18 protein-coding genes are annotated in these 25217 nt (G+C 35.0%); all 18 read left to right on the plus strand.

Going from position 1 to position 25217, the window contains the following annotated elements; all coding sequences use genetic code 11:
* Positions 1 to 9: 9 nt before the first annotated feature.
* The 18 genes from HH304_RS09590 (at position 10) to HH304_RS09675 (ending at position 25162) form a co-directional block, all read left to right on the plus strand.
* Complete coding sequence (locus HH304_RS09590; protein ID WP_169680789.1) at positions 10 to 1494, plus strand: lipopolysaccharide biosynthesis protein; 1485 nt, start codon at positions 10 to 12, stop codon at positions 1492 to 1494.
* Between the two features lie 57 nt (positions 1495 to 1551).
* Positions 1552 to 2556 carry a sugar nucleotidyltransferase gene (locus tag HH304_RS09595; RefSeq protein WP_169680790.1) on the plus strand — a complete coding sequence of 335 codons (1005 nt, stop codon included), beginning with the start codon at positions 1552 to 1554 and terminating at the stop codon, positions 2554 to 2556.
* Between the two features lies 1 nt (position 2557).
* The gene (locus HH304_RS09600; protein WP_169680792.1) at positions 2558 to 4270 is read left to right on the plus strand and encodes a tetratricopeptide repeat protein; all 1713 of its coding nucleotides are present in this window, start codon (positions 2558 to 2560) and stop codon (positions 4268 to 4270) included.
* Positions 4260 to 5027, plus strand: a complete 768-nt coding sequence (locus tag HH304_RS09605) for a DUF4292 domain-containing protein (RefSeq protein ID WP_169680794.1) — start codon at positions 4260 to 4262, stop codon at positions 5025 to 5027. The genes HH304_RS09600 and HH304_RS09605 overlap by 11 nt, the downstream gene beginning before the upstream one ends.
* A gap of 2 nt (positions 5028 to 5029) precedes the next feature.
* On the plus strand, positions 5030 to 6217 hold the full coding sequence (locus HH304_RS09610; RefSeq protein ID WP_169680796.1) for a murein hydrolase activator EnvC family protein: 1188 nt from the start codon (positions 5030 to 5032) through the stop codon (positions 6215 to 6217).
* Positions 6199 to 7641 carry a CapA family protein gene (locus HH304_RS09615; RefSeq protein ID WP_169680797.1) on the plus strand — a complete coding sequence of 481 codons (1443 nt, stop codon included), beginning with the start codon at positions 6199 to 6201 and terminating at the stop codon, positions 7639 to 7641. The genes HH304_RS09610 and HH304_RS09615 overlap by 19 nt, the downstream gene beginning before the upstream one ends.
* 106 nt (positions 7642 to 7747) lie before the next feature.
* On the plus strand, positions 7748 to 7945 hold the full coding sequence (locus HH304_RS09620; RefSeq protein ID WP_169680799.1) for a Sec-independent protein translocase subunit TatA/TatB: 198 nt from the start codon (positions 7748 to 7750) through the stop codon (positions 7943 to 7945).
* Positions 7946 to 7954: 9 nt separating this feature from the next.
* On the plus strand, positions 7955 to 9373 hold the full coding sequence (gene gatA, locus HH304_RS09625) for an Asp-tRNA(Asn)/Glu-tRNA(Gln) amidotransferase subunit GatA (protein ID WP_169680801.1): 1419 nt from the start codon (positions 7955 to 7957) through the stop codon (positions 9371 to 9373).
* Positions 9374 to 9440: 67 nt separating this feature from the next.
* A complete protein-coding gene (locus HH304_RS09630) occupies positions 9441 to 10958 on the plus strand; it encodes a lytic transglycosylase domain-containing protein (protein WP_169680803.1) in 1518 nt (505 codons plus the stop codon).
* Between the two features lie 45 nt (positions 10959 to 11003).
* Positions 11004 to 12083, plus strand: a complete 1080-nt coding sequence (locus tag HH304_RS09635) for a DUF4837 family protein (RefSeq protein ID WP_169680805.1) — start codon at positions 11004 to 11006, stop codon at positions 12081 to 12083.
* Between the two features lie 135 nt (positions 12084 to 12218).
* Positions 12219 to 14498, plus strand: a complete 2280-nt coding sequence (locus tag HH304_RS09640; protein ID WP_271711574.1) for an NADP-dependent malic enzyme — start codon at positions 12219 to 12221, stop codon at positions 14496 to 14498.
* Entirely contained in the window at positions 14498 to 15094 is a 597-nt protein-coding gene (gene ruvA / locus HH304_RS09645) for a Holliday junction branch migration protein RuvA (RefSeq protein ID WP_169680807.1), read from the plus strand. Before HH304_RS09640 ends, ruvA begins: the two co-directional genes overlap by 1 nt.
* Positions 15095 to 15114: 20 nt before the next feature.
* Positions 15115 to 22305: a T9SS outer membrane translocon Sov/SprA gene (sov, locus tag HH304_RS09650; RefSeq protein WP_271711575.1), complete on the plus strand. Its 7191-nt coding sequence runs from the start codon at positions 15115 to 15117 to the stop codon at positions 22303 to 22305.
* A gap of 83 nt (positions 22306 to 22388) precedes the next feature.
* A complete protein-coding gene (gcvH, locus tag HH304_RS09655) occupies positions 22389 to 22766 on the plus strand; it encodes a glycine cleavage system protein GcvH (RefSeq protein ID WP_169680809.1) in 378 nt (125 codons plus the stop codon).
* A gap of 47 nt (positions 22767 to 22813) precedes the next feature.
* Positions 22814 to 23161, plus strand: a complete 348-nt coding sequence (locus HH304_RS09660) for a VanZ family protein (RefSeq protein WP_169680811.1) — start codon at positions 22814 to 22816, stop codon at positions 23159 to 23161.
* 73 nt (positions 23162 to 23234) lie between these two features.
* A complete protein-coding gene (locus HH304_RS09665; protein WP_169680813.1) occupies positions 23235 to 23909 on the plus strand; it encodes an energy transducer TonB in 675 nt (224 codons plus the stop codon).
* Between the two features lie 114 nt (positions 23910 to 24023).
* Positions 24024 to 24452, plus strand: coding sequence for an energy transducer TonB (locus tag HH304_RS09670; RefSeq protein ID WP_169680815.1), 429 nt, complete (start codon positions 24024 to 24026; stop codon positions 24450 to 24452).
* A 35-nt stretch (positions 24453 to 24487) separates the two neighbouring features.
* Positions 24488 to 25162 (plus strand): energy transducer TonB, encoded by a 675-nt coding sequence (locus HH304_RS09675; protein WP_169680817.1) that lies wholly within the window; start codon positions 24488 to 24490, stop codon positions 25160 to 25162.
* The last annotated feature ends 55 nt before the right edge of the window (positions 25163 to 25217 follow it).

Here is a 25217-nt window from a genome sequence, read left to right on the forward strand (position 1 = left end):
TTACATATAGTGAATCCACTAAAAAAACTTGCCGGTGAAACGGTAATATATGGCGTTCCAACTATTCTGGGACGCTTTTTGTATTTTCTACTTATTAAGTTACACACTAGTGTCTTATCTGAAGGTGAGTATGGCACCTATACTTACTTATATTCTTATACTGCATTTTTTCTGGTAATCTATACCATGGGAATGGAGACATCCTATTTCAGATTTGCTACAAAAGACAATGAAAAAGATGCTTACAACCAATCCTTTACTTTCTTACTAATTACTGGATTAATCCTTACAATAATCTTGTGGTTTGGATCAGATTACTGGGCATCTTTAATAGGCAATGCCGATTATTCAGAATTCATAAAATGGCTAGCTCTGATACTCTTTGTGGATGCAATTACGGCCATTCCTTTCGCTAGATTAAGGCTACAGAGAAAAGCAATAAAGTTTGCCTCTGCAAAATTATTAAGTATTTTCATTCAAATAGGAATTCAGGTTTTCTTCCTTTTAATATGCGAAAAGGTTTTAACAGGAAATCTATTTCCGGGATGGAAGCCCTTTATCGGCAAGATATATAACCCTGACAATCCCCTCCCCTATTTGTTTGCTGCCAACCTCATAGGAAATGGTATAGCTATCGTGATTTTATATAAATCCATGTTTAATGTAAAACTTGGATTAACAAAAAAAATCCTAAAGCCAATGTTAATCTATGCTCTACCGATCATGGCTATGGGTTTAACTGGAATGGCTAATGATAATCTGGATAAAATCCTGATGGAGCTCCGATTACCCGACAACTTCTATGAGGGCCTTACTTCTCAGGAAGCTTTAGGAGTATATGGAGCAGCATTTAAATTGTCTATGGTAATGGGAATTGCAGTTCAGGCATTCAGGTTTGCAGGCGAGCCGTTTTTTTTCTCTCAATCAAAAGAAAAAAACTCTCCAGAGCTATTTGCAAAAGTAACCTATTATTTCATGGTATTTGGAGTATTAATTTGGGTAGGCATTAGTCTTAACCTGGAGCTTTTGAGCAACATTCTTCTAGGAAGTGCTGCATTTAAAAGTGCAATTTACATTGTTCCTGTATTACTTTTTGGTAAATTATTATATGGATTATATGTGAATTTAAGTATCTGGTTTAAGCTTAGTGATAAAACCTATTTTGGGACATTATTAAGTATTGCAGGAGCCTTCATTACACTGATTGGCAATTATTTCTTTATCCCCGTATTTGGATATTGGGCTTCTGCAGTTACACTTGTCCTGTCATATTTCACTATGGTTATCCTTAGTGCTGTACTAGGAAATAAACACTTCCCAATTCCTTACCAATGGCTAAATATCATTGGCTACATTGTTGCAGGGGGGTTGATAATCTTTATTACAGACAAATCCGGAATGCAAAATGGATTATCAGGTATATTAATCACATCTGTAATTGTTCTTTTAATATTCCTTATGGAAAGAAAGAAAATCGCAGTAAAAACTGGTTAAAATTTTATATTTTTGATCAAATAGCCATTTTTATTAAATAAAACTAAACAACCAAGTATGAATATTATCATTCCAATGGCCGGACGCGGCACCAGATTGAGACCACATACTCTTACAATCCCTAAACCATTAATTCCAATTGCTGGAAAGCCTATCGTTCAACGTCTTGTTGAAGATATTGTTGAGGTTTGTGATGACAAAGTTGAAAATATTGGTTTCATAATCGGTGATTTCGGAAAGGAAGTTGAAGAGCATCTTTTAAAAATTGCAAAAAGCCTCGGAGCTAAAGGGCACATTTATCATCAGGAGCAAGCTTTGGGTACTGCACACGCTATTTTATGTGCTGAAGAATTGTTAACCGGAAAAACAATTATTGCCTTCGCTGATACCTTGTTCAGAGCTGACTTCACTCTTGATAGCTCAAAGGATGGCATTATCTGGGTTCAAAAAGTAGATGACCCAAAGGCTTTTGGTGTTGTTAAATTTAATGACGATGGAGTTATCACTGATTTTGTAGAAAAACCACAAGAGTTTGTAAGCGATCTGGCAATTATTGGTATCTATTACATGAAGGATGGCGACTTCCTTAGAAGCGAACTTCAATACCTTATTGATAATGACATCAAGGATAAAGGAGAGTTTCAACTTACCAATGCCCTTGAAAACATGAGATTGAAGGGCAGTAAATTCGTTCCAGGCAAAGTTGATGAATGGTTAGATTGTGGTAATAAAGACGTTACTGTCAATACTAACATGAGATATTTAGACTTTATCAAGGATAAAAAACTAATTTCAGACTCTGCCAAAATCTCAAATTCAACCATTATCGAACCGGTTTATATCGGAGAAAATGTAGAAATTAATAATTCAGTTATTGGGCCCCATGTCTCAATTGGAGATAACACGAAAATCAGTAGAAGTATTATTGATACATCTCTGATTCAAAACAACTCAGTTGTAAATGGAATGAATGCTACAAACTCAATGATTGGAAATTTCGTTCAATATCATGAAATAGCTGATGATTTAAGCATTGGCGATTACAATGTTGTAAAAAAATAGAATGCACCAGGATAGATTAAAATACTTCTTATTTCTCTTTCTGATAATAATCGGAAGCTCTGTAATTTATGGTCAATCTAAAAACCTGAATTATAAAGATAAAAGAGCTTTCGAAAACTTTTTCGGAGAGGGAAATAAGTATTTTATTCTCCAGGAATACGACACTGCTATTGAGCTTTATAAATTAGCTTTGGAAGTAGATAAAAATAATTCTACTGTTTTATATAAAATTGGTGAAATCTACCTGAACCTTGGTAAACCTTTTGAAGCAAAACCTTTTGCTGAAGAAGCGTTGAAAAATGACAAGTCTAACAAATACATCTATCTTCTAGCTGCTGAAGTCAATACCCAGACAGGCAACATAAAGGAAGCAATAGAAATCTATGAAAAGCTCCTTGAAAACATTCCTAATTCAAATGTTTACCTTTTCAATCTGGCTACACTTTATCAATATCGCAAAGATTTTGAAAAGGCATTAGAGATTTTAAATGAAGCAGAACAAAAAATGGGAGTTTCAAAAGAAACTGCATTTAGGAAAAAATCACTGTTGCTTCAAATGGGTAGAGAACAAGAAGCTGCCGATGAATTACAAAAACTAGTTAATATTTATCCAGACAATAATTTATACATATATGAACTTGGAGATTTATATATGAGTCTGAATCAATTTGATAAGGCAGAAGAAATGGTGAATCTGTTATTAGAAAATGACCCTAATAACGCTCAAGGGCAAGTAATGCTTGCTGAATTATATCGCAAAAAAGGAAATGAAGCCGAATGCAGAAGAATTTTAACTAATGCAGTAAAAAATCCCGATCTTGATTTTGACACTAAAGTCAACATTGTTGCTGAATATATCAAAGAAATTAAAAACCCTGAGGTAGCTCCATTTATTATTGAAATGGGTAATGATATTATTGCCACACATCCTGATGAACCCAAGTCTCATGCACTACTGGGAGATATATATTTTCAAGCCGGAGATAAAAAATCTGCCTTGACAAAATATCTGACAGCGATTGAAAAAAATGATAATAATTTCGAAGTTTGGCAGAATATTTTAAATCTCGAATATGGATTAGGGTACTTTGAAGACTTAAAAATTCATGCTATAGAAGCTATGATTCTTTACCCAAATCAGCCTTCAGTATATTATTATGCAGGTACTGCCGCTTTAAATTTAAAAGATTACAAGGAGGCTTCACTATACTTTGATCAAGCTATTCCATATACAAATAACGACAAGGATCTTCAAGCTGTCTTCTACGGACTTAAAGGTGATGCCTATCATGCACAGGAAGAATATGAAACTGCTTACAAATCGTATGAACAAGCATTGGAAATAAACCCTGAGTTAGCTCATGTCCTTAATAATTACTCCTATTTTTTAGCCATTAGAAAATATAACCTTTCCAAGGCATACGAGCTTTCTACAAAACTAATAAAATTATTCCCGGGCAATGCAAGATACCTGGATACACATGCATGGGTTTTGTTTAACCAGGGCAAATATAAAGAAGCAAAAAACTTTCTAAAATCAGCGATAGATACACAAGATGCCAATGCTACAATTTATGAACATTACGGTGATGTATTGTTTAAATTAGGTGAAAAGCAAAAAGCAGTTGAACAATGGCAAATTGCCAAAAGTAAAGGATCGACAAGTGAGTATATTGATAAAAAAATTGCAGAACAACGCTTATATGAAAATTAAGTTTGTAGCCATTATATTAATGGCTTTTTTGATATTGACTTCATGTAATAAAAAATTTTCAACTTTAAATTTCAGTTTTGGTAATAAGAAAAAACTTAAGGTAGAAAACCTCGATTTCAACTACTTAAAAGCTAAAGGAAAGATTAAGCTTGAAACCGATGCCAATGAAACAAATGCTACTGTAAATATCCGGATAAAAAAAGATTCAATTATATGGATGTCTCTTGGTTCTGCAATTGGTATTGAAGGAGGTAGAGTTCTTATCAACCGTGATTCAATGATTATGATTAACAGGCTTGATAAAAACTATAAAGTCTTTACGTTCGAGGAACTTTCTGAGAAGTATAAATTCGATGTTAACTACGACATATTGCAATCACTTCTATTGGGAGAAATGCCAATAGAAGACCTTGATGATGCTGAAATAGAAAGATCGGGTAATTTTTATAAGGTGACTCAAAATTATCGTGATAAAGAAGTCGTTAATATGGTGAATTCTGTTACACTTAAACTTGAGAACATTACCATGACGGATTCACCCGTACCCAATAAGCTGAATGTAACATATAGAAACTTTGATTATCCGAAGGGTAAAACAGTACCTGTGGCATTTACTTCAATGATTTATCTTGAATATTATGAGGACAATGCTAAATTTATGGCTCAGATTGGATTAGAATATAATAAAGTTGAGCTTGAGGATAAACCCGTAAGCTTTCCTTTTAGTCTTCCTGACAAATATACCAGAGTAGAATAGATATGTGTAAAGGCTATTTTTTAATTATATTATTATTTATTGTTTCTTCTTTTGCTTCCTTAGGTCAGAATAAAGCTGAACTTCAGCAAAAAAAGCAGCAAACTCTTAAAAAGATTAATGAAGCTGAAAAAATCTTAAAGCAAACTACTACCCAAAAGAAAAACACTTTGGGACAGTTGAGTGCTTTAAATCAGCAGATCAAGACAAGAAGAGAGCTGATGTCAGCAATAGAATCTGAAATTGGCCTTCTGGATTCTGAAATTGGCGAAATTGATCTTCTCTATGATGCCTTGGACAGTGACCTTGAAAATCTAAAAGAAGAATATGCTCAAATGATTTATGGGTTATCCAAAAACAGTAGCTCCTACGGAAAACTAGCATTTCTATTTAGTGCAGAATCATTTAACCAGTTTGTTCGAAGAATGGAATATCTTCAGCAATACTCTGAAGCAAGAAAATCCCAGGTAAATCAAATTCAAACTGTTCAAGAATTACTCAAAGAAAACAGACTTTCCAAACAAACAAAGAGAGTTGAACAAGAAATCCTCTTAAATGAACAAATAGCAGAAAACGAAAAACTTGAAACACTCAAAGACAAACAGTCATCTGTAATTGCAGAACTAGGCAAAAAAGAGAATCTGCTAATTGCTGAAATTGAAAAAAATAAGCGTGCAGCTGTTGAAATTTCAAATTTGATAGACAAACTAATCGCTGCTGAAGCTTCAAAATCTTCAGACACTCGAATGGAAAATACTCCGGAAGGTAAAATCCTGTCTGCTTCTTTTGCTGAAAATAAAAACAGACTGCCATGGCCTGTGTCACAAGGGTTTATCTCACAAGGGTTTGGAGAACAAAAACACCCTGTACTAAAACAGGTAGTTATAAAAAATAATGGTGTAAACATTCAGACTCAAGCTGATGAATCGGTTCGAGTGGTGTTTGACGGGATAGTTACTTTTGAAGGAAGTGTCCGAGATATGGCAGGTTCTGTAGTAATCATCCAACATGGAGAATACCGAACAGTTTATACTAATATCAAAAATGTTAGTGTAAAGAGAGGTGATAAAGTTAAAGCTGGTCAATCTATTGGTCAGGTTTATACAAACAGTGATGGCCTTTCTGAAATTAAATTCCAGGTGAGACATGGTGCTCAAGTGTTAAACCCTGAAATATGGCTTACAAAAAAATAATTTTCTCCTTCCTTCTCTTATTCTTTTTCTTCGAATCATTTTGTCAGGAAAAGAGTATCTCATTGCTATTTACAGGAGATGTAATGCAGCATGATTCGCAAATTAATGCTGCGTATTATAAAGATAAAGGCTATGATTATGAGCCGGTCTTCAAATATATATCACCAATATTTCATAATCATGACTTGGTTATTGCTAATCTGGAATTGACTCTGGCAGGACCTCCATTTAGAGGGTATCCTCAATTCTCTGCCCCTGACGAATTAGCTATTGCATTAAAAAACTCAGGTGTTGACATTCTTGTTACCGCAAATAACCATTCTAATGACAGAAGAGGAAAAGGGGTTAAAAGAACGTTGGACATTCTCGACAGTCTCGGAATTAAACATACCGGGACATTTAGAAATAAAGAAGAACGTAATAAGGAATACCCCCTAATTATTGAAAAGGATAGCTTCAAAATAGCATTACTAAACTATACTTATGGCACGAACGGTATTCCTGATTCCCCGCCAACAATAGTCAATCGACTGGATGAAAGCATAATTATTGCCGACATAAAAAAAGCCAAAACTTCTTCACCCGACAAAATAATCGTTGTTGTACACTGGGGATTGGAATATCAAAGACTACCTGGTCAAGAACAATTGAAATGGGAAAAGTTGTTTTATGATAATGGTGTAGATGCTGTTATCGGAATGCATCCACATGTTATTCAGCCAATAAAAAGGGTGTTTGATCCAACTATCAATAAAGAGAAGATTACAGCTTATAGTCTTGGGAATTTTGTTAGTAACCAAAGAAAAAGATACACTGATGGCGGCCTGATTGTAAGTTTGGAAATCAATAGAAATCCTATTACAAATGAGGTTCGATTTGGTGATGCAGGACACTATCTCACCTGGGTTTATAAAGAATATTATCAAGGAACTAAACGATTTCATGTAATTCCGGCTGACAATTTTGAGTTAACCTCAAAATTACCATTCGAACCCAGTGAAAAAGCAATGTTAAATACATTCATTTCCGATAGTCGGTCATTATTATCAAAAAACAACTACCGAGTTTCAGAATACAGGTATTCTCCACTACTTAAAAATTTCACTTTAAGAAGATCATATAAATTTCTTGATTTCAAAACTAATTATAGTGGAGTGTTAAATATCAACCCAGCTAAAAACTCACTAAAATCATCTAATTACCTGGAGAATAATGGTTATTACATTCAACTTGCAGCTTTAAATAATGGTAATAAGAACCTGGACCTTCCCAAAAGCATAAATCAAACCGTAATAGTTAAAAAGAATAATCAGGGCTTATTTAAATATCATCTTGGTCCCTACAGTAATAAAGAAGAAGCGTTAGATGCACTTAAAGAAATAAAAGATTTCGGATATAGTGAAGCTTTTCTAATAACTTATTAATTATCATTACGTTAATAACATTACATGAACATTTAAATAAATGATTGTGTGTTTGTTGATGATTGTAAATTGTTTAATTTTACATATAAATTAAAACTCTTTAGTAATGTTAGATTTAATCTTAGCATGGACTCCGGGAGCCGGAGAATTAATTTTAATTGCTTTTGTGGTAGTACTACTATTTGGAGCAAAGAAGATTCCTGAACTAGCCAGAGGAATGGGTAAGGGAATCCGTGAGTTCAAAGATGCTACTAAGGATATCTCAAAAGAAATTGAAGATAGCAAGAAAGAAGTAGAGAAATAATTATATTCCGTGCCTTCAAAGACAATCAAAGAAATTCAAGATTCAATTTTGAAAGGTAATGCTAACTGTGTAGAACAAGTAAAGCATTACCTTTCTTCAATTAATAAGCAAAAACACCTTAATGCTTTTGTGGAGGTATTCGAAGAAGAAGCTCTCCACCAGGCCGGCCTTATTGATGAAAAAATCAAATCGGGCAATGCCGGAAAATTAGCCGGTGTTGTAGTTGGTATTAAGGATGTTTTGGCATATAAAAACCATAAATTAACATGTGGTTCCAAAATATTAGAAGGTTTCAATTCTTTATATACTGCTACTGCAGTTCAACGTTTGATTGACGAAGATGCAATCATAATTGGAACCCTAAATTGCGATGAATTTGCAATGGGATCATCAAACGAAACATCAGTTTATGGTCCAACTCTAAATGCTATTGATACAGAGAGGGTACCTGGTGGTTCAAGTGGCGGAAGTGCTGTTGCGGTACAGGCTGACATGTGTACAGTTGCGTTAGGAACTGACACCGGTGGATCAGTGAGACAACCTGCTGCTTTTTGCAATGTATGGGGCCTAAAACCTACTTATTCAAGAATAAGCAGGTATGGTTTAGCATCATACGCATCATCCTTTGATTGTATTGGAACTTTCACTAATTGTCCTGAAGACGCAGCATTGCTTTTAGAAATAATGTCAGGAAAAGATGAAAAAGATAGTACATCATCATCTGCTCCAGTGAATGACTACACTTTAAGTGAAGAAAGCGATCAAAAATATAAAGTTGCCTATCTTTCTGAGGCATTGCATCATGAGGGTCTCTCTCCTGAAGTAAAAGAAGTCTTTGAGGAAAAGATTAAAAATTTAAAAGAAGCAGGGCATCAGGTTGAAGAAATCAACTTTGAACTTCTACCCTATCTTTTACCAACATACTATATCCTGACAACTGCCGAAGCAAGTAGTAACTTGTCACGATATGATGGTGTTAGATATGGATACCGTACAGAGCAGGATAATAATACCGAATTATTATATAAAAAATCGAGAACAGAAGGTTTTGGTCCTGAAGTACAAAAAAGAATAATTCTGGGAACATTTGTTTTATCAGCAGACTATTTTGATGCTTATTACGTTAAAGCTCTCAAAGCCCGGAAATTAATTAGGAATAAGACTTTGGAAATACTTAATGATTATGATTTCATCATGACTCCAACAGCTCCAACAGAGCCATATAAACTTGGAGAACATGATAAAGATCAAATGGCAATGTATTTAGGTGATGTATTTACTGTTCAGGCGTCATTGTGTGGTTTGCCATCATTGAATATTCCATTTTTAAATAAGAAATCCGGATATCCGGTAGGGGTTCAAATTACAGGGGCTCCGTTTAAAGAACAGGAGATATTACAGGCAGGAAAATTTTTTAAGAGCTTGTAGAAAGTTTTTATATATCTTCTAAAAATTATATATTGTGTAGTTAAAGGTTATTGTATTGGTTGATAAGATGAGAAAGGCTATAATTTTTTACTTCCTTAATGTCACTTTTTTCTTGGGCATCAATGGTCAGGACAAGGTGATCAATTCACTTCCCGTTTCTAAAGAGAGACTTAAAGAATTCGAAGAAAACATTGTTTTACTCCCTATAACTTCTGGAAATGAAGTGCTGACTTCTTCTGAAATAGCACTTTCGGAAGACGAGGAACTTGATAGTTTGAATGAAACTATCACAAATATGAGTCAGTATGATTTTGACTATTCTCCAGATTTCAATTATGCGGAAGTTGAGGAAAGAATAAATCAAATCGACACTGACCTTCCAATGCAATTAAATCCAACAGTTTATGGATTTATACAATTTTTCGTTGAAAGAAACAGAAACCACACTCGTCAGGTGCTTGCCAAGACTGAGGTATACTTCCCTCTTTTTGAAAAGTATTTAAAAGAATATGGCCTTCCTGATGAATTAAAATATTTATCTATTATCGAATCGGCACTAAAGCCGCAAGTTGAATCAAGAGCCAGAGCAGTAGGTTTATGGCAATTTATGGGTGCAACTGGTAGAATGTATGGCCTAAGCAATGATTTTTATATTGACGAGCGAATGGATCCGGAAAAATCTACTATCGCAGCATGTAAATATCTAAAGTCTTTACACAATATATTTAATGATTGGGAATTGGCATTAGCTGCTTATAACGCTGGGCCTGGAAATGTTAAAAAAGCAATTCGCAGATCCGGATATAAAGAGGGCTTTTGGGAGATTTACCCATATCTGCCAAGAGAAACCAGAAGTTACGTACCTCAGTTTTATGCAATGATCTATGCTCTAAAATATAGACATGAGCATAACCTTGATACTGAACTTGAATACAATATTGCTGTAGATACTGTACTTGTGAGTAACTATGTTTATTTAAATGCCATTGCAAGTGAATTAAATTTTTGTGCGGACGATTTAAGAATGTTAAACCCACAAATTAAACATGGAGCTCTTCCGGAAGACACTAAGAACTTCCCTCTAAATATTCCTGTTGACCTAAAACCTTTCTTTCTGGAAAATAAAACAGAGATTCTTGCTAAAATCGAAGAGGATGGAAAAGAAAGAATTGCATTCCTGGCAAGAAACAGTGTTGGATCAACTTATGGCAGAACAAAAGTTTATCACAAAGTAAGAAGTGGTGAGGTACTAGGCCGAATTGCTGAAAAATATCACGTTCGAGTTGCTGACTTAAGAGCTTGGAATGGAATAAGAGGAAACCTTATCAGAAGTGGCCAGAATCTAAGTGTTTGGATTATTCCTGGTCAATCAATTTCAAAATCCTCTACTACTGCAAGTGCATCAACAACAGTTAAGAAGCAGCCAATTCCTGATGGTTCACCTGTTCATGTTGTTCAACCTGGCGATACTCTTTGGGATATTTCCAGAAAATATGAAGGCTTAACCGTTGACAAGCTTAAAAAACTTAATAATCTAACATCAGGTAGTAAAATTAAACCGGGTCAGCAATTAAGAATAGGATAATCAAAACTAAATTGTTAGTTTTACATAAATCCTAATAGAATCATTATGCTTAGATCCATATCTAAATCAATTTTTATAGTTATTGCAGGTCTCCTAATTGTATCCTGTGATAAGTCATCTAACGAAAATTCTAACCCAAACAATTTGCCTAGAGCAGCGGGTGAAGTTTCGCAGTTGATGATCATTGCTGATGATAATCAGTATAGTGGAATGGTTAAAGAAACTATTGGTCAGGTATTCGGGGTTAACACTCCAGGATTACCAAGGCCAGAGCCAATATACGATGTATTCCAGATCCCCCCTCAAAGACTGAATCGTACCTTACGCGAGATGAGGAATGTATTAATTTTAGCTACATCAAAATCTCCTGAGGAAGTTCTGGAATTATATAGTTCTGAAGCGAAGGAAGAATTAAAAAAAGATCCGTCACAATATTTTTCAGTTCAGCGAAATGTATATTCAAAAAACCAAACTGTTGGTTTATTATATGCTGAAAATGAAGCTCTATTGATAAAATACCTTCATGATAATAAAGAGAAATTAAGGGAGTTATATGTTCCAGGTGATTTAAAAGTTATCAGAAGCAGAACATATGCCAATCAGCCAAAAAAATCAGTTGCTGAGCAGTTAATAAAAAAGCACCAGTTTTCTATGCAGATTCCTGGTGAATACATGTTAGCAAAAGAAACTGATAATATGGTTTGGTTTAGAAATGCCTTGGACAAAGCAGATTATAGTATTTGGGCTTATTACACTGACTACAAAGATGAATCTGTTTTTACAAAGGACAGTCTTGTTGCCTTTAGAAACAGAATTGCTAAGGAAAATTTTTATGTTGATCCTAAAGACCCTAGAACATATATTTCTACAGAACAAGATTATTCTGATGTTGAAATTGACACTGTTAATTTCAACAATAACTTTGCTGTTGAAATGCGTGGCTTATGGAGATCTAACTATGTTACAATGGGAGGCCCATTTTTAAGTTATACATTTGTTGATCAGTCCAGAAACAGACTTTATTACATCGAAGGATTTTTATATTCTCCGGGTCTTGATCAGAGGAATCCCATGAAGAGAATTGAAATAATTCTTAGATCATTTAAAATGCATGAAGAAAAATAAAATTCGCATATTACAATATTGAAAGCCACTTTAAAAAAGTGGCTTTTTTTATTTAAATAAAACGATAATATAGCTATTTGATACGGCAATTTTAAGCTAATTTAATAGCTTTGCATGGGAGACAAACAAACAGTTATGGCAATTAAAATAAGAAAACAGGACGCGCTTAACTATCATAAGCAGGAACCTGCCGGAAAAATCGAGGTTGTGCCAACTAAGGCCTTAAGTTCTCAGCTGGATCTTGCATTAGCCTATTCTCCGGGGGTAGCAGAACCTTGTAAAGAAATTCATGCTGATCCGGAAAAAGCATATTCATATACCGCAAAAGGAAATCTTGTGGCTGTAATATCAAATGGTACAGCAGTTTTAGGATTAGGTGATATCGGACCGGAAGCTAGTAAACCCGTAATGGAGGGTAAAGGTGTCCTTTTTAAAAAATTTGCAGGAATAGATGTTTTTGATATTGAGGTTAATGAAAATGATCCTCAAAAATTTATTGAGATTGTTAAATCACTGGAACCAACTTTTGGAGGAATCAATCTTGAAGATATCAAAGCACCTGATTGTTTCATTATTGAAAAAGAACTTAAGGAAAAACTAAATATTCCGGTAATGCATGATGATCAACATGGAACAGCAATTATTTCTGCTGCCGCATTGATCAATGCACTGGAGATCTCTGGAAAGAAAATTGAAGATCTGAAAATTGTAGTAAATGGAGCGGGTGCTGCATCTGTTTCTTGTACAAAACTGTATTTGTCATTAGGTGCCAAAAGCGAAAATATCGTAATGCTCGATAGCAAAGGGGTAATCAGAAAAGATCGTGATAACCTCGATGATATCAAAGCACAGTTCGCTACTTCAAGAGATATCCATACCATGGATGATGCTATGAAAGGTGCTGATATGTTTCTGGGTCTTTCAATAGGGAATGTACTAAGCAAAGATCAAATAAAAATGATGGGAGATAACCCAATAATCTTTGCCCTTGCAAATCCAGACCCTGAAATTCCTTATGAAGATGCAATGGAGGCCAGACCTGATGCAATCATGGCAACAGGAAGATCAGACCATCCTAATCAGGTTAACAATGTATTGGGATTCCCATATATCTTTAGAGGAGCTCTTGATGTGAGATCTAAAGAAATCAATGAAGAGATGAAGCTTGCTGCAGTTTATGCATTAGCAAAACTCGCAAAAGAGCCTGTACCTGAAATGGTTACCAAAGCATACAATGAGCCAACGCTATCTTTTGGTAAGGAATACTTAATCCCAAAACCACTTGACCCAAGACTGATTACAACTATTTCTCCAGCTGTTGCTAAAGCTGCAATTGATTCTGGAGTTGCTCGAATAAACATTACAAACTGGGAAGAATATAATATCAATCTGCAAAAAAGACTAGGTATTGATACCCGTTTAATGTCTAGAATCATTCAAAGAGCTAAAAAAGATCCAAAGAGGGTTGTTTTTGCTGAAGCAGATAATATCAAGATTCTTAAAGCAGCACAAACTTTAGTAGATGAAGGAATTGCTCATCCTATTTTATTAGGTAACGAAAAGATCATCAAAGAGCTTATTGAGGAAAATGGTCTTGAGTTACAAGATTGCCAAATAATCGAACCATATATAGAAAAAGAAAAAAGAGCTGAATATGGTGAATTATTGTATAAAAAGCGTCAAAGAAAAGGAATTACATCAGCGGAGGCTGTAAAGCTTCTTCGTGATAGAAACTACTTTGGTGCGATGATGGTCGAAGCAGGTGATGCTGACGCTCTTATTTCAGGTCTTACTAAGGACTATAGATCAACCATCAAACCGGCACTTCAAGTTATTGGTACTGAAGATGGAGTCGATAAAGTTGCTGGAATTTATATTATTAAAAATAATAAAGGTACTTTTTACTTCGGAGACACTACGGTGAATGTAGATCCGACTGCTGAAGAACTGGCGAATCTTGTAGGTCTTATTGCAAAAGGAGTAAGATTCTTCGATGCAGAACCAAGAATTGCCATGCTTTCTTATAGCAATTTTGGATCTTCTTCAGGTAGAATCCCGGAAAAAGTACAGAAAGCAGTCAAGATTGCCAAAGAGAAGTTTCCTGAATTAACAATTGACGGAGATATACAGGCAAACGTTGCTTTAAACACCGAAATTCAACAAAATAGTTACCCATTTAGTCAGCTGGCAGAAAAAGGTGCTAACACTTTAATATTTCCTGACTTGACTTCTGGAAATATTGCTTATAAATTGCTAATGGAAATGGGAGGTGCCGAAGGTATTGGACCAATACTTTTAGGTACTAATAAACCAGTTCATATTCTTCAACTAGGATCTAGCATTAGGGAGATCATAAACATGGTGGCTATAGCAGTTGTGGATGCACAACTCTATAATGCGAAAAAACAAAAATAATGATCGCATACATTAAAGGGAAATTAGATTATAAAGATCCGGCACAGGTAGTCATAGAGGCTGCAGGTGTCGGATATCGTTTATTAATATCATTACAAACATATGAGAAGATTCCAGATAAGGAAAATATAAAACTTCTTACTTATCTTCATATTAAAGAAGATTCTCATACACTATTTGGTTTTGCTGAGGAAAGTGAGCGTGTATTATTTTTACACCTTATTAGTGTTTCAGGAGTAGGCCCTAGCACTGCTTTGATGATGCTTTCAAGCATGCATGCTGCAGAAATTATTGATGCAGTTGTTAGTGAAGATGTTAAAACGATTCAAAGTGTAAAAGGAATTGGTGCTAAAACAGCACAGCGATTAATCCTTGAATTAAAAGATAAATTAAAGAAAGAAGCATTAGAACTGGCTATAACTGAAAATAATGGAAAAAGTTCTGTATCCGGTATACGATTAGAAGCCGTTACAGCGTTAACTACCTTAGGCATTGCTAAATCTGCTGCTGAAAAAAATATTGACCTCGTTCTCAAAAAGCTCGGGAACACCATAAGTTTGGAAGAATTAATTCGTCAAGCATTAAAAATCTCGTGATTTTTTCAACTAATACCGATTTGTTGTTTAAAACTGTAAAAAAGACTCTTTGTCTTTGGATTCTATTTATCCCGTTCACCTCGGGAGCTGAAAATTTTGAGGAACTATTCCAGGTCCTTCAGGATACCGCTATATCTGATACTCTCAAGGATGATCGCTATAAAAAACCCTATGAAAGTTCTTATACGCCATATTTGAGATTAAGAGATCGGTACGGTGATCCGTTTACTAATAACAAAGCCTACTCACCTTTTGATTTGGGGCAACCTCAAGGCACAGAAATCATGCTTGACTATGATACTGCGGGCACATATAATGTTTATGAACAATTAGGTAGAATACCCTATCGGCCTCCAACTAAGCTTTCTTTTGACCGATACAACCAACTTCAGGAACAACAACTTAGAAAAGACTATTTCAAAAACAAATCAGCAGGACTTGACGGTGAAAGTGCAGTAAGCGGAAGAAACCTGATCCCAACTTTATATATAAGCCCGGTATTTGACAGAATATTTGGTGGCTCTGAAATTAACATTGTCCCAAATGGATTCATAACTCTTGACTTAGGCTACAGGCATCAAAGAGTACTAAACCCATCAATTCCGGTCAGACAACAACGAAACGGAACCTTCGAATTTGACCAGCAAATTAGCATGAATGTTGTCGGAAGTATTGGTGAAAAAATGAAAGTAACTGCTCAGTTTGACAACAATAATTCATTTGACTTTCAAAATGACCTGAAACTTGAGTATTCCGGATTTGAAGAAGATATCATTAAAAAAATTGAGGTTGGTAATGTTAGTTTACCGTTATCTAATTCACTAATAACCGGTGGTCAAAATTTATTTGGGGTAAAAACCCAAATGCAATTCGGTAGACTTTATGTCACCACTCTGTTTTCTGAACAAAGAGGTAAATCTGAAACCATAACCATCAACCAGGGATTCCAGGGAAGACAATTTCAATTCAGAGCATCGGATTATGACGAAAACAGACACTTTCTCTTAGGTCAGTTTTTCAGATCTAATTATAACAGATGGCATGATAATATCCCTAACCTGACTTCAGGTTTAAATGTTACTCCCAGAGTTGAAGTTTATATCCTAAATAGAAGAAACGATACCGAGTCATTGAGAAATGTTGTTGCTTTAATGGACCTGGGAGAAAATGTGATTGTAAATAATGATCAATTTGCCTCTGGAACAAATGCATCTCAGTCGCCTACCAGAAATCAGGCCAACTCATTATTCAGTGACATTCAAAATTATGGTCCCGCAATTTTTGATGTGGACAACGTCTCTCCTATCCTTGAAAACGAATTTAACCTCGAAAAAGGGGTCGATTTTGAAGTAATCAAGTCAGCTAGTAAACTTGACCCTTCCGAATATATCATAAACTCACAACTTGGATATATCACCCTGCTAAGAAAACTTCAGAATGATGAAATGCTGGCAGTTGCTTATGAATATACCTATAACGGAGAAAGATATCAGGTTGGAGAATTACAATCTGACTATCAATCACGAAGCAACGAATCAGTGATTTTCCTTAAAATGTTAAGGCCAAGGCAGATTCTCACTAAGGCTCCTACCTGGGACTTGATGATGAAGAACATCTATAATCTTAATGCCAACAGAATTAACCCTGAAGATTTTCAATTAAGAGTAATTTATCAAGACGATAGAACCGGTCAATATTACCCTAACCTTTCCGAAAGTGAAATCAAAGATTTGCCTTTAATTGAAGTAGTTAAACTAGACCAGTTAGGTCCGGCAAATGACCCACCTGCTGATGGTAACTTTGACTTTATTGAAGGAATAACAATTGATACAGAACGTGGACTAATAAAATTCCCAGTCATAGAGCCTTTTGGTGCTACTATCCAGGAAAGGGTTTCAGAACAATGGTATGCTAAATATGTTTTTGATTCACTGTATACAAACACCAAAGCAGATGCAGAACTTCAAACTGTTAAAAACAAATATTTAATCTCAGGTAACTTCCAGTCGGGTAGCAGTTCGGAAATAGCCTTAAGAGGATATAATATAGCAGAAGGATCTGTGGTGATTTATGCTGGTGGAACGCCACTTATTGAAGGTGTAGATTACAGAGTAAATTATCAGATTGGCCGGGTAACAATACTAAATGAAAGTGTACTTAACTCTGGCAAACAAATTCAAATTACCTACGAAAAAGATGACGTTTTTACGTTTAATAGCCGCTTTCTTGCTGGGACAAGACTAGATTACCGGATAAGTGATAAAATAAACTTTGGAGGTACACTTTTACATCATTGGCAGAGAAGGGGTAGCAGAACACGCTGGAGAATAGGTGATGAACCTACCCGAAACACCAAATATGGTGTGGATTTCAATTTTAGCGATGATAGTCGAATTCTTACCAGAATGGTTGATGCCATTCCATTAATTTCTACTAAAGAAACATCCACTGTAAATATATCCGGAGAATTTGCTCAGTTAGTTTCAGGAACAACAAACGTTGTTGATGGTGACCAGACATTCTATATTGATGACTTTGAATCAGCTGTCACACCTTTTAATTTAGGTGGTGGTGCACAGGGTTGGAGACTTTCATCCACTCCTTCTACCGACGATAACAGATTTTTTGGCGATGCAGGAATTAACAATTTACAGTATGGTTACAAAAGAGCCAAACTAGCCTGGTACACAATTGATAACGTCTTCTATCGCGATGGAGGAGTTGAGAAACCTTCAAATATTACTGATGATGATATTAAAAATCACTATGTATCGCCTGTATATCCTCAGCAAATCTTTGAACGACAAGACAGACAGCAGATAAATGTCAACCTACCTGTCTTTGACTTGGCATATTATCCTGAAGAAAGAGGTCCTTATAATTACAATCCTGACATTAATAATGATGGAACATTAGGTGGTAATCCTAAAGACAATTTTGGAGGTATCACCAGAGCCATAACAGGAGACATAGATTTTGACAGAAACAATATTCAGTATATTGAATTCTGGATGCTAGATCCGTTTATAAATGTTACTCAAGGCAATTTATCTAACCCAAATGGGCTTATTGATGACGGACGTGGAAATCCACAAGCTAACACCACTGGAGGTAAGCTGGTTTTTAACCTGGGAGATATTTCCGAAGATGTTGTTAAGGATGGTAAGCATGGATTTGAGAATGGTCTGGATCCAACTGGTAATGACCAAAACGAAGACATTACAGAATGGGGAAAAGTAACAAATAGGCAGTTCTTAACTGATGCCTTTGATAATAATCCTGCTTCTCGAGATAATCAGGATGTTGGTCACGATGGTGTTCAAAATGAAAAGGAAGCAGATTTCTATCAAGATTTTATTAACTCACTATCCGGTGGTGCGGCTGTAGCTGTTCAGGATGACCCTTCTGCAGATAATTTCGAATATTACTTGGGGGAGAATCTCGATGCAAGGGACGCCAAGATTCTTGAAAGGTATAAGAATTATAATAATCACGATGGAAATACCCCAGTTATTACTTCTACTAACCTTAATTTCTCGCCTGTAGGAAATAACTTCCCTGATAATGAAGACCTTAACAATGATAATAGCATATCAGATATTGAAAATTACTATCAATATTCACTCGACCTTCGTCCTGGAGAACTTGAGGTAGGTAAAAATTATATCGTAGATAAAGTAACAAATAATTTCAACGAAGCTCAGGAACCTTCTACCTGGTATCTTGTAAGAATCCCAATCAGACAACCTGAAAAGACTCATGGTAGCATAAATGGCTTTAAGTCTATAAAGTTTATGCGACTATATATGACCGAATTTGAGCAACCGGTTGTAGTAAGAATGGCAAAATTTCAGCTGGTAGGTAGCCAATGGAGAGAGTCTCTTGAGTATCCATATTTACCGGGATTTGGAGAAATTACTGAGCCACAAGATATACCTGTAAATATTTCGGTAGTTAACATTGAAGAAAACGGCAGTGGTGGACCTGATAACATTCCATACAACCTGCCTCCGGGTATTTCGAGAGATCAGGATAATACCTCTAACGTAGCTCGTCGACTTAATGAGCAATCACTACAGCTTTGTGTTGATGACTTACCAAATGGCACCAAGAAATCTATTTATAAAATAGATGAGCTAGATATGGTGAATTTTGAACGTTTAAAAATGTTTATACATGCTCACTCCCGAACTGCCAAGGATGATGAATTAATGGCATTTATAAGACTTGGGCAAGATGATGGACAAAACTACTACCAAATATCAGTTCCTTTAAAATTAACACCATTTGGAATAAGTAGTGAAGATCGTGAAGGTATTTGGCCAGAAAAAAACTGGATCGATATTGCGCTTGATGAAATCCAGACAGTAAAAAAGAACAGGGATATTCAATTTGGAGATAGCGTTGCTTTCTCATTCTCTCAACAAGTAAGACAATATACAGTTACAATTAAGGGTAGACCAAACCTTCAAAATGTTCGAAACCTATCCATGGGTGTAATTAACCCTGAAACTCCTGATGGCCTAACTCATGATGTTTGCGTTTGGTTTGATGAACTGAGAGTGACAGGATTAGCAACAAGCAAAGGTTGGGCAGCAACAGCTCGAATGGGATTAAAATTAGCTGACTTTGCAGTTATTAATTCAAGTCTAAGATATTCAACAGTTGGTTTTGGAGGAATTCAACAACGAATAAGCGAAACTCAACGATCAGATATATTAAATTATGATATAACATCGACATTTAATCTTGATAAATTCTTTCCTGAAGATTGGGGATTGAGAATCCCGATGTACATGAGTTTTAATGGACAAAAAGACACTCCACTTTTTGATCCTTTTGACAAGGATATTCGATTAGAGGCAGCACTGGCGGCAATAGAAAACCCACAGGAAAGGGAGCTTTATGAAAGAGTAGCTATTGCAAGAAGAACTCAAAGGTCAATAAACTTCATTAATGTTCAGAAAACAAAAACTAATCCTGACGCTAAATCTCATATCTACGATATAGAAAATTTCGCATTTTCTTATTCATTCAGTGAGTCTGAAGCAAATAATGATCAAATGGCTGAATTTATAAACAGACAACAGCGTGGAAGTATTGCATATAATTATGCTTCTCAATATACTGGTTGGAGTCCGTTTGAAAAAAGTGAGAAAATGAAATCTCCTTGGTTTAGTCTAATAAAAGATTTCAACATTAATCCAATTCCTCGAAGTATTAATGTCAGATATGAACTTGACAGAAAGTTCACCAAAAGACAATATTGGACTGAAGATTTTCAGCTAGATCCATCATTAGTGAATATTGAAAAATATTTCTTCTTTAATAGAACACATGGATTCAGATGGGATCTTTCAAATAATTTATCACTTGACTTCAGAGCAATAGCTAATGCAATTATTGATGAACCTGAAGGAGAAATCACCACTGATGCTCAAAAAAGAGAGATTTGGGATAATATCAAGAATTTTGGAAGAATGAAGCGTTATGAACAAACTGCTACATTAAACTATACACTTCCTCTGGATAAAATACCACTTGTTGATTGGGTCAGTGCCGATTATCGATATACGGCAGCATACAATTTCTTAGCTGCAGCTAGAGACCAAATTGATAGGTATGGTAATACTCTTAAGAATCGTAATGATCAAAACATTTCCGGACGATTAGATTTTGTGAAGCTATACAACAAAAGTAAAGCACTGCAAAAAATTAATACTCCGGCAAATACTTCCAGATCCAGAAGTCGAAGCAGAAGCAGAGATCAAGAAGAAGAAGAAGTAAAATCAGGTGGTAAAGCTGGTAATTCCATATTAAGGTTCATGATGATGATTCGATCAGCTAATTTTTCATATAACTTAAGTCAGGAAACACAATTAGCAGGTTATACTAAAACCCCTCAAATTCTTGGGATGGATAATGATTTTGATTCACCAGGATGGGATTTTGTTTTTGGTAGCCAGGACCCTACTATCAGATACAGAGCTGCTAACAATGATTGGTTGACTAGAGATACTACTTTAACAACACCTTTCAGACAAATGCGAACGGAAGATTTGAATTTCAGAATAACAATAGAACCAGCAAATGATTTTCAAATCACATTAGATGCCAGAAAGAGAACTAGAGATAATTTCGAAGAAATATTCAGGTATAATCCGAATAATGACCAATCAGACAATTCAGGTTTTAGATCTTTAACACCGGTTAGAACTGGTTCATATGAAATATCATGGCTATCTATAGCTACAGCATTTGAGAAGTCTAGAGATGACTACTTCTCCCCTGCCTTTGAAGAATTTGTATCAAACAGAGAAATAATTCAACAAAGGTTAAATATTGATAATGAAAGTACGATCTCATATGATACTAATGCACAGGATGTTCTTATACCTGCATTCCTTGCTGCATATTCTGGTGAGGACGCAAGAGAAACAAGGTTAGGAAGATTACCGAAATTCCCTATTCCTTCATGGACGGTTTCATATAATGGTCTATCAAAGCTTAAGTTTTTCAAAGATAAATTCAGATCAATAAGTATTACTCACGGGTATAATTCATCCGTTAACGTAAATAATTATTCAAGCTCACTACTATATAAAGAAAACCTTGAATTAGTTAACAAGTTTGGTAACTACGGATTAGCAGCACCTTTTGATGAAAATGGAAATCAACTTGATCCTAATGATCCTAACGGTATACTGGTCCCACTATATACAATAAGCCAGGTAATTATTAAAGAATCCTTTAACCCATTAATTGGAGTTAATCTAAGAACTAAGAATCGCACATCGATTAGGGTTGAATATAAAAAGGAAAGAAACCTAGGACTGAATATCAATAATTCACAGGTTACAGAATTAAGAAGAAATGACTTCGTAGTTGATGTTGGGTATACTAAAACAGGAATGAAACTTCCTTTTAAAGTTGAAGGTGAAAAATTAACATTAAAAAATGAATTACAATTCAGGCTTGGGTTAACAATTAGTGACACTTATACTGTTCAAAGAACAATTGGTGAAGACCCTCAGGCTACTAATGGAAACTATAATTTCCAAATTAAGCCTACGATTAGATACATGATTGATCCAAAATGGAATGTACAATTCTACTTTGAAAGAAATGTAAACAAACCAAAGATCACTAACACTTTTCCTAGGTCAACCACTGCATTTGGGTTCCAAATACAATTTAGCCTGGCACAATAAGAACTATTATACAGTAAAAGATTTTCAGACTTCAAAAATTAATTTATTTTTGGCCATCTTAAACTAAATAAACAATTATTACAATGAATATCCCAAAAGACCTAAAATATACCAACGATCACGAGTGGGTAAAAATCGAAGGAGATGTAGCTACTATCGGTATTACAGATTTCGCACAAAAAGAATTAGGTGATATTGTATACGTTGAAGTTGAAACTGAAGGTGAAGATATCGAGAAAGGTGAAACTTTCGGAACAGTAGAAGCTGTGAAGACAGTATCAGATCTTTTCATGCCTATCTCAGGTAACATTACTGAATTTAATTCAGAATTAGAAAGCTCTCCGGAAAAAGTAAACGAAGATCCTTATGGAGAAGGCTGGATGATCAAAGTTAAGATTGAAGATGAATCTCAACTTGATGATCTATTAGATGCTGCGGCATACGAAGATCTAATTGGATAATAAATACATTGTTTGTAAGATATAATCTCTTTGGAATTATTTGGGCATTGATAATTTCAGTGCTTACGCTGACACCAGGTGAAGAAATGGTAGAAGTAAATATTTGGGGAACTGCCGATGTTTTTACTTTTGCTCATGTAGGTTTTTTCACAGTTCTGGTGTTTCTGTTGTGCGTTGGTTTTACCAAACAATATACTTTTAAGGAGATAAAAGAAAGGCCAGAAAAATTTGCCGTGGTATTAGGTGTGATTTTTGGATTTATTCTGGAAATAACCCAAGCATTAATCCCAGGGCGTGTACTGGAAGTTATAGACCTGATTGCCAATAGCATAGGGTGCCTAGCAGGCTATTTTCTATTCTTTCTTGTTTATAAGGCAACTATAAATTTGTCTTAAACTAAACTTTTAGTATATTTGATACGTACTGTAAAATAGGTATATTTGAGATTCAATTTGAAGTAAAAATATTATGGAAGTTAAAAAGAGTCCAAAAGCAGACCTCGAAAGGAAGTCACCGCTATTCCTAAGTATTGGATACGTGATCACTCTTGCTTTTGTCTTATTCGCATTTGAATATGGCTTCAAGGAAGAGGGAGATATCCAGAATTTCGGGTCAATGAACGAAATCATGGAAGAAACTATCGATATTCCAATTACTGAACAACCACCTCCACCTCCACCAAAAATTCAACAGCCGGAGATTATTGAGGTACCAGATGAGGAAGAAATCGAAGAAGAAATCGAAGTAGACCTTGATGTTGAAATCGATGAAGAAACTGTAATCGAAGAAGTTCAGTTCGAAGCAGAACCAGTTGAGGAAGAAGTAGAGCAGGTATTTACGATAGTTGAAGAATCTGCAGGTTTCCCTGGTGGTATGGATGCATGGTATACATTCCTTAAAGATAACTTAAAATACCCTTCACAAGCTCGAAGAATGGGAATCGAAGGTAGAGTATATGTTGAATTTATCGTAAGTAAAACCGGACAACTTTCTGATATCAGAGTGGTAAAAGGAATTGGCGGAGGTTGCGATGAAGAAGCAGTCAGAGTTCTAAAACAATCGCCAAGATGGCAGCCGGGTAAACAAAGAGGTCGTCCGGTAATTCAGAAAATGACTTTCCCTATAATGTTCAAGTTGCAATAAGACAACTCAATATAAATTAAAAGCGTGAGAATTATCTCACGCTTTTTTTTTGTATTTACTTGTTTATAACTAACCAATTAGTTATAATTAACTATACAATTAGTTATAGCAGTTATGAAGAAGCTTTTATACCATCTAATATTTACCTCAGCCGCTTTTATAGCTTGTGAAGATCCAACTGAGAAATTTTCTTCTGAAAGAAAAATTGAAAGTATTGAAGAGGTTAATAGTGATCACTTCACTTGTATTTTAATAGAATCACAACCTGAATTCCCTGGTGGAATGGATGCTTATTATGACTATCTCAAAGAGAAGACTAATTCTATAACCCTAAATAAGAAATGTATTGAAGGAAGAATTTACATTCAATTTACAGTTGAAAAAGATGGAGCGATAACTGAAGTAAATGTCTTAAAAGGGATTGATAAAGAAATTGAAGAAAAAGCAAAATCAATAGTTTCAGGGTTCCCAAAATGGATACCTGGTAAGCTAGGCAATAAAATTGTTAGGTCAAAAATGATAATACCAATCTACTTTAACTAAAAAAACTTAATTTGTTTAACTAAAATCATAGTTTTATGGAACCTAAAAAGTCAGATAAGGCCAACTTAGAAAAAAAGTCTCCAATGTTCTTAAGTATTGGTTTTTTAATAGCTCTAGGTACAGTATTAGTTGCTTTTGAATATAAAACAAAGCCTGATATGGATATTGTTGGTTGTTCTTTTAATACAAAGGAAATTGAAGATCCATTAATAATTCCACACACCTTTAATGAACCTCCTCCACCTCCTAAACCAGTAGTACCAAGAATAATAGAGGTACCTGAAATAGAAGATATAGAGGATCCAGATCTTGTAATAGATATTGAAACATCAGAAATAGATATTATTGACATAGTAACTAATGTTGAAGAGAAAAAGGAAGAGGTCGTTGAAGATAAAGTTCATGATTTTGTTGAAGAACAAGCCAACTTCCCTGGTGGGCAAACTGAATGGATGAAGTATTTACAGAAAAACATGAAGTATCCTTCCAATGCAAGACGAATGGGAATAGAGGGGAAAGTGTATGTTCAGTTTATAATTGACAAATCAGGTGAATTAAGCGACATCAAAGTTGTAAAGGGTATCGGAGGCGGATGTGATGAAGAAGCTTTAAGAGTTATTCAAAATGCTCCAAAATGGAACCCTGGCAAACAAAGAGGAAGGGCTGTAAAGCAAAGAATGACGTTACCTGTATTCTTTCAATTACAATAAATCTTTTACTAATACAAGATAAAAAAATTTAAATTGTTTAACTAAAATCATAGTT

Origin of the sequence: Marinigracilibium pacificum (genome assembly GCF_012926615.1) — a bacterium.
Taxonomy (GTDB): Bacteria; Bacteroidota; Bacteroidia; order Cytophagales; family Cyclobacteriaceae; genus Mangrovivirga; species Mangrovivirga pacifica.